This window comes from Burkholderia sp. 3C (assembly GCF_054589155.1).
The window spans coordinates 8,418-18,942 of record NZ_BAAILN010000069.1 but is presented as its reverse complement, the minus strand read 5'-3'; the positions used below and the strand labels follow the sequence as shown (position 1 = coordinate 18,942).

Annotated in this window: 9 protein-coding genes and 1 pseudogene; 4 read left to right on the top strand and 6 right to left on the bottom strand. The window is 68.5% G+C overall.

Annotated elements, in window-relative coordinates; all coding sequences use genetic code 11:
• Positions 1-115: 115 nt before the first annotated feature.
• From ACYP33_RS12535 to ACYP33_RS12515, 5 genes and pseudogenes are all read right to left on the bottom strand, one after another.
• Positions 116-871, bottom strand: a complete 756-nt coding sequence (locus ACYP33_RS12535) for an ABC transporter substrate-binding protein (protein WP_459622021.1) — start codon at positions 869-871, stop codon at positions 116-118.
• 73 nt (positions 872-944) lie between these two features.
• Positions 945-2,258, bottom strand: a pseudogene (locus ACYP33_RS12530) (NAD(P)/FAD-dependent oxidoreductase); the annotation flags it as partial.
• A gap of 15 nt (positions 2,259-2,273) precedes the next feature.
• A complete protein-coding gene (locus ACYP33_RS12525) occupies positions 2,274-2,942 on the bottom strand; it encodes a haloacid dehalogenase type II (protein WP_459622103.1) in 669 nt (222 codons plus the stop codon).
• Positions 2,943-3,122: 180 nt separating this feature from the next.
• Positions 3,123-4,616 carry an aldehyde dehydrogenase family protein gene (locus ACYP33_RS12520; RefSeq protein WP_459622019.1) on the bottom strand — a complete coding sequence of 498 codons (1,494 nt, stop codon included), beginning with the start codon at positions 4,614-4,616 and terminating at the stop codon, positions 3,123-3,125.
• 463 nt (positions 4,617-5,079) lie between these two features.
• Positions 5,080-5,691, bottom strand: coding sequence for a helix-turn-helix domain-containing protein (locus ACYP33_RS12515; RefSeq protein WP_414439610.1), 612 nt, complete (start codon positions 5,689-5,691; stop codon positions 5,080-5,082).
• A 281-nt stretch (positions 5,692-5,972) separates the two neighbouring features.
• On the opposite strand from ACYP33_RS12515, the gene ACYP33_RS12510 reads away from it, so the two are divergent.
• From ACYP33_RS12510 to ACYP33_RS12495, 4 genes are all read left to right on the top strand, one after another.
• The gene (locus ACYP33_RS12510) at positions 5,973-6,857 is read left to right on the top strand and encodes a GNAT family N-acetyltransferase (RefSeq protein WP_459622017.1); all 885 of its coding nucleotides are present in this window, start codon (positions 5,973-5,975) and stop codon (positions 6,855-6,857) included.
• Between the two features lie 6 nt (positions 6,858-6,863).
• Positions 6,864-7,787: a 2-hydroxyacid dehydrogenase gene (locus tag ACYP33_RS12505; protein WP_459622015.1), complete on the top strand. Its 924-nt coding sequence runs from the start codon at positions 6,864-6,866 to the stop codon at positions 7,785-7,787.
• Between the two features lie 64 nt (positions 7,788-7,851).
• Positions 7,852-8,850 (top strand): M14 family metallopeptidase, encoded by a 999-nt coding sequence (locus ACYP33_RS12500; RefSeq protein WP_459622013.1) that lies wholly within the window; start codon positions 7,852-7,854, stop codon positions 8,848-8,850.
• Positions 8,847-9,191: a cupin domain-containing protein gene (locus tag ACYP33_RS12495; RefSeq protein WP_414439614.1), complete on the top strand. Its 345-nt coding sequence runs from the start codon at positions 8,847-8,849 to the stop codon at positions 9,189-9,191. Before ACYP33_RS12500 ends, ACYP33_RS12495 begins: the two co-directional genes overlap by 4 nt.
• 93 nt (positions 9,192-9,284) lie before the next feature.
• Here the strand turns inward: ACYP33_RS12495 and ACYP33_RS12490 are convergent, their stop codons facing one another.
• Positions 9,285-10,418, bottom strand: a complete 1,134-nt coding sequence (locus ACYP33_RS12490; RefSeq protein WP_414439615.1) for a GGDEF domain-containing protein — start codon at positions 10,416-10,418, stop codon at positions 9,285-9,287.
• Positions 10,419-10,525 lie beyond the last annotated feature (107 nt).

The following is a 10,525-nucleotide window of genomic DNA, read 5'->3' as shown; positions in this document are numbered from 1 at the left end:
TCGTTCGCGATTGCTCGCTGTGATTGCGGCGCGCCGCGCGGGCGGGCCGGCTCGGCGCGCGGCGGCCGGGGCCGGGGAACGCCCGCCGTGCCGCGTCCGGTCGTTCAGTGGCGGATCAGCTCGCCAGGTGCCACTTCTTCAGGATCTTGTCGAGCGTGCCGTCGGCCTTCATCTTGGTCAGCGCGTCGTTCACCTTCGCCAGCAGCGCCGTATTGCCCTTCTTCACGCCCACCGCGATGTCGAACTTCTGCATCGGCACGTAATCGTCGTCCACCCGCGTGCCGGCCATCGCGCCCGCGGCTTCCTGCGCCTTCAGGATCGGGTAATCGTTGAAGCCGGCCACGATGCGGCCGATCGCAACGTCGCGCGTCATGTCGGCCGGGCTGTCGTACATCTTCACTTCCTTGAAGATGCCGAGCTTGACGAGCTGGTCGGCGTAATCGGTGCCGGTCGGCGCGCCCACCGTCATGCCCTTCAGGTCCTGGATCGAGCGGTAGTTGGTCTTGTTGGAATCCTTGACGATGATGCCTTCGCCGAACGCCGTGACGGGCTGCGAGAAATCCACCACCTCGGCGCGCTTCGGGGTAGGCGTCATGCCGGCCACGATGATGTCGATCTTGCCCGACACCACCGCCGGAATCAGCGCCGAAAACGGCACCGCCTGGTACGACACGTTGAAGCCCTCGCGCTTGCCGATCTCGCGCACGACTTCCGGCATGATCCCCTCGATCTTCTGCGTCTTGACGTCGAGGTAGGTGGTGGGCGCGCTCGACGGCGGCGAGCCGGCCGTCAGCGTGGGCTGGTCGGCACGGGCGGCGGTAGCGCCGAGCAGCAGCGACAGGGCAACGAAAGCAAGGGTGGTACGCGTCATGGTCTGATTTCCTTCTGGATGTCGAAATATCGGTGCGTCGTCGCCGTCTCGAATGACGGCGCACGGCATCGGTTCAGTGAAGCACGTCCTGCAACCGGTAATACGCGCCGACGAGCGGCAGGAACCACGCGCGCCCGAAATGTCCGGGAATCGCAGGCCAGTCGAGCGTTCGCCACGGGTTGCGCGTGGCGGCGCCGAACATCACGTCGGCCATCACGCGGCCCATGTGCACCGACATCTGCACACCGTGGCCGCTGTAGCCCATCGAATAGAACAAACCCTCATGCTCGCCGGCGCGCGGCAGCCGGTCGGCCGTCATGTCGACCAGGCCGCCCCAGCAGTAATCGATGCGCACGTCCGCGAGCTGCGGGAAATACGCGAGCATGCCGTCGCGCAGGATCTGGCCGCTCTTGGCGTCCGAGCGCGGATTCGACATCGCGAAGCGCGCCCGCCCGCCAAACAGCAGCCGGTCGTCCTGGGTCGGACGGAAGTAGTTGCCGATCTGGCGCGTGGTGACGTACGAGCGGCGCGTCGGCAGCAGCGCGTCCATGCGCGCGCGGCCGAGCGGCTCGGTCACCACGATGAAGCTGCCGACCGGCGCGATGCGGCGGCGGAACCACTGCAGCGGGCCGGACTGCGACGCGCCAGTGGCGATCAGCACGCGGTCCGCGCGCAGCGTGCCGCGCGCGCATTGCAACTCATGGGCATGGCCGCCGAGCGATTTCATGCCCGTCACCGGCGTGTCCTCGAAGATCGACGCGCCGTGCCGCACGGCCGCTTCGGCGAGCCCCGCGCCGAACTTGCCCATGTGCATCTGCACGCCGTTGTTCTGCACCAGGCCGCCGTAGAAACCATCGGAAGCGATCTCGTCACGAATCCGCTCGCGGGAAATCAGCTCGACATCGGCGTCCACCGAGCGGCGCAGCGCGTCGTAGGTCTTCTCCAGCGACGCGAAGTGATGCGGCTTGGCCGCCAGCTTGATCTTGCCGCTGCGGCGCAGGTCGCACGCGATGCCTTCCTGCTCGACGATCTCGGCCACGCTCGCCACCGCATCGGCATAGGCGCGATAGAACTGCGTGGCGCGCTCCACGCCGAGTTTGGCCGACATGCCCGCGAAGTCCTGCGCGATGCCGGTGTTGCACTGGCCGCCGTTGCGCCCCGAGGCCTGCCCCGCCGCGCGCCCCGCTTCCAGCACCGCCACCGACACGCCACGCTTGGCCAGCGCCAGCGCCGCCGACAAGCCGGTGAAACCGCCGCCGACGATCGCCACGTCCACGCGGGCGGGCAGCGCCGCATCGGTGGGCTGCGTGAGGCGCGGCGCGGTATCGAGCCAGTACGAATCGAGCTTCATGGTGTTGCGTTCCGTGGGTGTCGTGGGCAATCGGGGCGAACCGCTCGCGGCTTACAGGCCGAGCTGCTCGGCCAGATGCGGCAGGCTCTTGACTTCGTTGACCTGGTAATACGGCGTCAGCGGTTCGTGGCCGCGATTCACGAACGCCTTGTGCTTGATGCCCATGTCGTAGGCCGTCATCAGGTCGTAGCGGAAGCTCGACGACACGTGCAGCACGTCTTCCGGGTTGCAGTCGAGCTGGTCGAACATGTATTCGAACGCCTTGCGCAGCGGCTTGTACGCCTGCGCCTGCTGCGCCGTGTAGACCTGGTGGAACGGCGCGCCGAGCTTGGCGACGTTGCTGTCGATCTGCTCGTCGGCGGCGTTCGACAGGATCACCAGCTTGTATTTCGACGCAAGGCGCGACAGGCCTTCCGGCACGTCCGGATGCGGGCCCCAGGTCGGCACGGCTTCGTAGATCTTCAGCGCGGTGGCTTCGTCGAACGGCACGCCGGTACGCTCGCAGGTGCGGCGGATCGAATTGATCACCACCTCGCGGTACGGCTTCCATGCGCCGAGGATTTCGTCGAGCCGGTAGCCGCGGAAGAATTCGACGAACTCGTCCATCTTCGCCGGGGAAAGCTGCGCGCCGTAAAGCTGGCGGGCCGTCTCGCCCATCTGGAAACGGGTCAGCGTGCCGTAGCAGTCGAAAGTGATGTACTTCGGCTCGAAATCGATCATGGTCTGCATCCTGTCGTCGTGGCGAACCCGTGGCGGGTTCTGTTCAAAATGAGCGCGGCGGGCGGCGCACGTCGCGCGATCCATCAGGGATACTGATTAAATTCGCGCGGCCCGCGGTTACGGTGAAGCGTGCTGCGGCGCCCCGCGCCGCCGAGCCGGCGGCATGCGGGACACATCGGGTCAGACGGTGTCGAAATCGATCAGCACGCTCTTGTGACGCATGCTCGCTTCCAGCGCCTGCCGGCCCAGGTCCTTGCCGATGCCCGACTGCTTGAAGCCGCCGGTCGGGATGATCATGTCGCCGCTGCGGCCATACCGGTTGATCCACACCGTGCCGGCGGCGATGCGACGCATCGCGCGCAGCGCCTGGCCGATGTCGCGCGTGTGCACGCCGGCCGCCAGGCCGTAGGTCGGGTGACCGGCCAGCGCGATGCCTTCGTCCTCGTCGTCGAAGGTCTGCACCGTCAGCACCGGGCCGAACAGTTCCTCGCGCACCGCTGCCGTCTCGGCCGTCACGTTGGCGAGCAGCGTCGGGCGATGGAACCAGCCGTCTTCCGTGCCTTCGAAGAAGCCGCCGCCGCAGATCAGCTCCGCGCCCTGCCCGCGGCTCTCGTCCACCAGCGCCGCGATCCGGCGCGCCTGGCCGCCGCTGATGATCGGCGAATAACGCGTGGCGGCCGACCACATCGGCCCCGGCGCGATGCCGGCCAGTTCGCGCTGCACCGCCTCGATCAGCGGCTCGGCCAGCCGGCGATGCACGATCAGCCGCGTGCCGGCCACGCAGGCCTGCCCGCCGTTGGCGGTGAAGCCGCGCGCCACGCAGCGCGCCGTGTGCGCGAGGTCGTGCACGTGCTCGAACACCAGTTGCGGGCTCTTGCCGCCGAGTTCCAGCGTGACGGGCTTGGTGCCGTGAAACGCCGCCTCGCTCATGATCGCCGCGCCGGTGCGCGTCGAGCCGGTGAAGCTGATCTTGGCGATGCCCGGGTGGCGCGTGATGGCCGAACCGGTGGTCGCGCCACGGCCGTTCACGACATTGAAGATGCCGGGCGGCATGCCCGCCTCGATCGCCAGTTCGGCGAGGCGCAGCGTGGAGAACGGCGTCATTTCCGAGGGTTTCAGCACCACCGCGTTGCCGGCCGCGAGCGCCGGGCCGCATTTCCACGAGCACATCGACAGCGGGAAATTCCACGGCGTGATCGCGCCGATCACGCCATAGGGCTCGGACGCCACGAAGCCGAGGCTGTCCTGCCGCGTGGCGGCGATGTCGCCGCCGAGCTTGTCGGCCAGTTCCGCGAAGAAGCGAATCGCCTCGGCCGTGAACGGCACGTCCGACGCATACGCCTCGGCCACCGGACGCGTGGAGCTGACGGCCTCCAGTTGCGCGAGCGCCACCGCGTGCTCGTCGATCAGGTGCGCCCAGCGCGTCAGCACGCGGGCACGTTCGCGCGGCGAACGCGTCGCCCAGCCGCTCGTCTTCAGTGCATCGAGCGCGTTCGACACGGCCTCGTCGACGGTGGCCGCGCTCGCGTCCGGAACATGGCCGAGCAGGCGTCCGTCGGACGGACGATGCACCGCGATCGGTTCTTCATCGGTGTGACGATGGACGCCGCCGATGAAGTGCCCCTGCGGCAGCGCAATGGCGGACGGATCGAAATCCAGTGACGGAGTAGTCATGCTCGGCCTGTTCGAGAAACATGGAGTGGTTTCCGCCTCAGCGGCAGAATGAACAACCACGCGATGAAGTTCATTATAGTGAACGACCGATGTTTTCCTAGTGATCAAAAATAATTCTGCAAAAAACTTCCGGGCCTGGTTTGCCACGCGAGAAACGGGCCAGGCCGGTGCCGCGCCGCGGCCTTTTATAGGGGGTTGCGCGCGCCATGCAGCGTGCATGGATGCGCTTGAAGCACACGCCGCCGAGCTGCAAGCATGGCGCGCTACTGAACGCGGGCGCAGCAAAAATGAAACCGAAATGAACCGGACATCACGCGGAAATGAAGCGAACGCCACATAGCGTGCCGAAGCACGCCGAGCGCTCAGGGTAAAAACGGAGAGGAAAAAGGCAGGAGGACGAAGCGGTGAAGCGGCGCGGCGCGCGCGATACGCGCGCCGGCGACAGGGAACGGCAGACGGGAAATCAGAGGTGAATCACGGGCGGGCGCGTGTTCATCACCCACAGCAACCTGGCGGGCTTGCTGCTTTCGTTGCGCACGCTGTGCGGCACGGTGCTCTTGAACTGGAAGCTGTCGCCCTCGTTGAGCAGGCAGCGCTGGTCGCCCACGTTGAGCACGACCGAACCTTCCATCACCATCCCGCACTTCTCGCCCACGCCCACCAGCACTTCTTCCGAGCCGGCGCCGGCCGGCAGCATGATGAACATCATCTGCAGATCGTGATCGCCGTGCGGCGACAGCAACTCCTTCTGCATATGGTTCTTGCCGACCTCGAAATGCGGGCGGTCGGCCGCGCGGCGCACGAAATCGGCGGTGGCCGGATCGATCAGCGCGTTGTCTTCTTCCAGCAGCGCGCTGAGCGGCACGTCGAGCGCAATGCGCAGGCGCTCGAGAATCCGCACCGACGGGTTCGCCTTGTTGCGTTCGACCTGGCTCACGGTGCCGACCGACACGCCGGCGCGCAGCGCGAGTTCGTTGACGGACAGGCCGCGCGCATTGCGCAGCGCGCGCAGCCGCGAGCCGACATCCGCCTGGCTCGCGGGCGCCTCGACCTTCTTCTTGGACTGGGTTCGCATGGGATTCCTGTTGAATTCGGTGCCGGGCGCTCGAAGCCGGTTCATGCTCCACCGGTTCGGCACGGTTTCGGTGCGGGACCGGCGGCTTCGCGCCCTGTGCGCCGCCCTGGTAGCGCGCACGACAGCCATCATTATATTGAAACTTTTTTGAATGCGATGAACAATCAAAAAAGCCGCAACGTCGCGCGCCACGCGTTCGCAAGTCAGGAAGATCGTCCTATGAAGCGTCCGGGGCGCGTGCGACAGTCGAATCTGAACATGTCGTCCATCAGGAGTCCGCTGTGTCCGAAACCGCCGTCAAGCCCGAACTTCACTACCGCCGCTTCACCGCCGAGGACGTCGCCGCCGCGCACGGCCTGTCGGTGGCCGTGCGCTGGCCGCATCGCCCCGAGGATTGGCGCTTCGCCGCCGAAGCGGGCGGCGGCTTCGTCGCCGTCGAGGGCGACGCCGTGATCGGCACCGCGCTTTACTGGACGTTCGGCGCGGACCGCGCCTCGCTCGGCATGGTGATCGTCTCGCCCGATCAGCAAGGGCGCGGCATCGGCCGCAAGCTGATGGAACTCGTGCTGGACGCGCTCGGCGATCGCGTGACGTTTCTGCACGCCACGCCCGCCGGCCAACCGCTCTATGAAAAGCTCGGCTTCGCCGTGTGCGGCGCGCTCACGCAACATCAGGGCACCGTGGCCGCCGCGCCGGCCGTCGAGCTGCCGGCCGGCGACACGCTGCGCGCGGCCACCCCGGGCGACCTGCCGGCGCTGATCGAGCTGGCCTCGCGCGGCTGCGGGCTCGACCGCAGCGCCACGCTGCCCGCCCTGCTCGAAGTCGCGCAGGCGGTGGTGCTCGAACACGACGGCGCGATCGCCGGCTTCGCGATCGCGCGCCGCTTCGGCCGCGGCTTCGCGATCGGCCCGGTGGTGTGCGCGCCGTCGGACGATCACGCGCGCGCCAAGGCACTGGTGGCCTGCTGGCTCGCGCGGCATGTCGGCGATTTCGTGCGCATCGACGTGCCCGCCGGCGCCGGCATCGAGGCCTGGCTGCCGAGCGTCGGCCTGGTGCCGGTGGATACGGTCGTCAAGATGGTGCGCAACGCGCCGGCCGCCGAACACAGCGGCGAGCCCGATGCCGCGTGGCGCGCCTACGGCATCATCAACCAGGCGATGGCCTGAGCCGCGATGAGCGTTCTCTACAAGGCCGATCCGGTTCGCGGCGCGCAATGGGCCGAACTGTTCGCGCAACGCGCGCCCGAGGTGCCGTTCCGCGTCTGGCCCGACCTCGGCGATCCGGCCGCAATCCGCTACCTGGTGGCCTGGCAGCCCGGCGATCTCGCGCACACGCTGCCGAACCTCGAAGCGGTGTTCTCGGTGGGCGCGGGCGTCGATCAGCTCGATCTGGCGAGCCTGCCCGCGCATCTGCCGGTGGTGCGCATGATCGAGCCGGGCATCGTCGAGGGCATGGTCGAATACGTGAGCGAGGCGGTGCTCGCGATCCATCGCGACCTGTTCGACTACGCGCTCGCGCAGCAGGCCCGCGAGTGGAAGCCGCTGCCGCTGGTGCCGGCCCGCGAGCGCCGCGTCGGCGTGCTCGGGCTCGGCCAGCTCGGCACGGCGGTGCTCGAGCGGCTGCGCCTGTTCGGTTTCGATTGCGCCGGCTGGAGCCGTTCGCCGCGCACGCTCGACGGCGTAACCTGCTTTGCCGGCGAGGGCACGCTCGATGCGTTCCTGGCCCGCACCGACATCCTCGTCTGCCTGCTGCCGCTCACGCCCGACACGCGCGGGCTGCTGTCGCGCCGCGTGTTCGACGCGCTGCCGCGCGGCGCGTCGCTGGTGCACGTGGGGCGCGGCCCGCAACTCGACAGCGATGCGCTGCTCGCGGCGCTGGCCGATGGCCGCTTGCGCAACGCCGTGCTCGACGTGACCGACCCGGAGCCGCTGCCGCCCGAGCACCCGCTGTGGGCCACGCCGCGCGTGCGGATCACGCCGCACATCGCCAGCGCCACGCGGCCCGACACGGCCGTGAGCAGCCTGCTCGACAACCTGCGCCGCCATCGCGCGGGCGAGCCGATGATCGGCCTGATCGACCGCAGCCGCGGCTACTAGGCCGGCCACTTTCAGGCATCCTCACCATGACGCATTCACCCGCCCCACCCTGGAACCTCGCCGCATGAGCATCGACGCCTATCCGATCGAAGTCGCCTTCCCCGACCTCACCGCCCACGCCGAGGGCAATACCGGCATCGCCTACGTCCACAGCTTCGATTCCGGCGTGGCCGGCCCGCACGTGATGGTCAACGCGCTGACGCACGGCAACGAGGTGTGCGGCGCGATCGTCGTCGATGCGCTGCTGCGCGCCGGGTTGCGCCCGCGCCGTGGCCGCCTGACGCTGGCGTTCGCGAACATCGACGCCTACGCGCGCTTCGACCCCGCGCAGCCCGACCGCGCGCGCTTCGTCGACCAGGATTTCAACCGCGTGTGGACCGCCGCCACGCTCGACGACACGACCCGCCGCTCGGTCGAACTCGATCGCGCCCGCGCGATGCGGCCCGTGATCGACACCGTCGACCTGCTGCTCGACCTCCATTCGATGCACGAGAAAAGCGCCCCGCTGATCGTGGCGGGGCCGCTCGACAAGGGCATCGCGCTGTCGGCGCAAGTGGGCGCGCCGGCCACCGTGATCTGCGACGAGGGCCACCCCGAAGGCCGCCGCATGCGCGATTACGCCGGCTTCGGCGACCCGGCCAGCGCCCGCAACGCCCTGCTGATCGAATGCGGCCAGCACTGGGAAGCGCGCGCCGTGGATGTCGCGCAGGACAGCACCGCGCGCTTCCTGCTGAACGCCGGCACGATCGACGCCGCCGATCTGCCGGACGGCTGGCTGCTGCCGCTGCCCGCGCAGATGACGGTGGTGCGCGTGACCGAGCCGGTGGTGGCGAGCAGCATGGATTTCCGCTTCGCCGGCCCCTACACAGGGCTCGAAACCTTCGACACGGCCGGCGCGACGATCGGCTGGTCGAACGGCGAACCGGTTCGCACGCCTTACGACGACTGCATGCTGGTGATGCCGTCGCTGCGCCAGCTCCGGCCCGGCGTGACCGTGGTGCGGCTCGGCCGCATCGAACAACGCTTCGACCATTCGCAACGCCAACAGGAACATCTTTCGTGAAAGTCCAGCAGATCAAGCAGGCCGTGCAGGCCACCGGGTTCGAGGATTGGGGCACCGCCGGGCTGCCCGGCACCGAGCCGGTGCGCGTCAGCGGCCGTCAGGTGGTGATTCCCGGCGCGGAGCCGATCGACACCGGCGTGTTCGAGTGCACGCCCGGCACCTATCGCCGTTCCGTCAAGCAGGCCGAAGTGATGCACTTCCTGGCCGGCTCGGGCAGCTTCACGCCCGACGGCGAGGACACCATCCGCTTCGAGGGCGGCGACACGCTGTTCTTCGAGGCCAATACGGAAGGCTTGTGGCAGGTCGAGCAGACCATGCGCAAGATCTATGTGATTTTTTGAGTGACGCGGGCCGCCTTGGCGTGGCCCTTCTTGCCCTTGCAGGACTCACGGCGGCTCGGCGGCCGCCCTGCCGCCGCCCGCGCGCCCGCGCGCTCAGGCGCCGGTCGGCCGGTGCAGCTTCACGCGGTTGCGTCCGCCGCGCTTGGCGGCATAGAGCGCCTGATCGGCGTGCGCCAGCAGCCGGCGCGCCGCGTCGGCCGCGCTGGCCGGATCGCTTTCCACCGCCTGCGCCGCATCCAGTTCCCCCACCGCCACGCCGATCGACACCGACAGCGTCAGTATCCGCTCCGGCGGTTCGGCCGCCTCCAGCGCCTCCGCCACCGACAGCACGGCCACCGCCGCGCGCACGCGCTCGGCCACCGTGGCCGCCAGCATCGCGTCGCCGCGCACCAGCACCACGAATTCCTCGCCGCCGTAACGGGCCACCGTATCGCTGTAGCGCACGGTGCTCCGGATGCACGCGCCGATCGCGGCCAGCACGCGGTCGCCAACGGCATGGCCGTAGGTGTCGTTGATCTGCTTGAAGTGGTCGACGTCGATGAACAGGCAGGCCATCGGCGAGCGCGATTCGGCCGAGTGCTGGATCTCGTCGTGGATGCGGCTGTCGAAATAGCGGCGGTTCGGCAGGTTGGTCAGCGTGTCGGTCATGCCGTAGCGCGCCACCTGCTCGCGGTGCGCGACGTTGACCACGCCGGCGCTCACGTACGACGCGAAACGCTCGATCAGGTCGGTCGCCTTGCCGGCCGTGAAGCGGGCCGGGTCGCGGCTGCCCAGGCACAGGTAACCGTTGATGCCGTGCTCCTGGTGCAGCGGCAGCACCGCGACGCTCGCCGGCACCTCGGTGTCGTCGTAGAACGCCGTGAGCGCCGCCGCCCCGAGCGCCGCCCCGGCGCCGAGCCACGGCTGGCCGGCCTCGCCCGGAATCGCGTCGCCCAGCTCGACCAGGCGGCCGCGATGCAGCACGCGCCCGTCCGGCCGGGCGGCGCGCGACACCGATTCGAGCATCTCGTGGATCAGCGAGATGTCGTCGTTGAGCCACAGCGTGACGAACGGCAGGTCGAACGCCTGGGCCAGCTCGCGCACCAGCGTGTCGTAGAAGGCGGTGAAATCCGGGGCACTGACCAGACGCAGTTCGATTTGCTGGAAGCGTTGCAGTACCCGCTCGTTATGGCGAACGGTGTCGAGCAGGGCATGCAGACGGCTTACGGTCGAAGGGTCTTCGGTCACAGGCAGGATCAAATCGAGTGGGCCTTCTCCATATCGGCAACTTTTCGATTTTCTTGATGGGGAAATGGTGGAGGAAAACATCGGTGGCGCAACCCGGCATTGTGTGG

What these genes read in the sequence shown, in the direction of transcription:
- ACYP33_RS12535 (WP_459622021.1), bottom strand. Translation starts at nt 871, where the DNA reads ATGACGCGTACCACCCTTGCTTTCGTTGCCCTGTCGCTGCTGCTCGGC.
- ACYP33_RS12525 (WP_459622103.1), bottom strand. Translation starts at nt 2,942, where the DNA reads ATGATCGATTTCGAGCCGAAGTACATCACTTTCGACTGCTACGGCACG.
- ACYP33_RS12520 (WP_459622019.1), bottom strand. Translation starts at nt 4,616, where the DNA reads ATGACTACTCCGTCACTGGATTTCGATCCGTCCGCCATTGCGCTGCCG.
- ACYP33_RS12515 (WP_414439610.1), bottom strand. Translation starts at nt 5,691, where the DNA reads ATGCGAACCCAGTCCAAGAAGAAGGTCGAGGCGCCCGCGAGCCAGGCG.
- ACYP33_RS12505 (WP_459622015.1), top strand. Translation starts at nt 6,864, where the DNA reads ATGAGCGTTCTCTACAAGGCCGATCCGGTTCGCGGCGCGCAATGGGCC.
- ACYP33_RS12500 (WP_459622013.1), top strand. Translation starts at nt 7,852, where the DNA reads ATGAGCATCGACGCCTATCCGATCGAAGTCGCCTTCCCCGACCTCACC.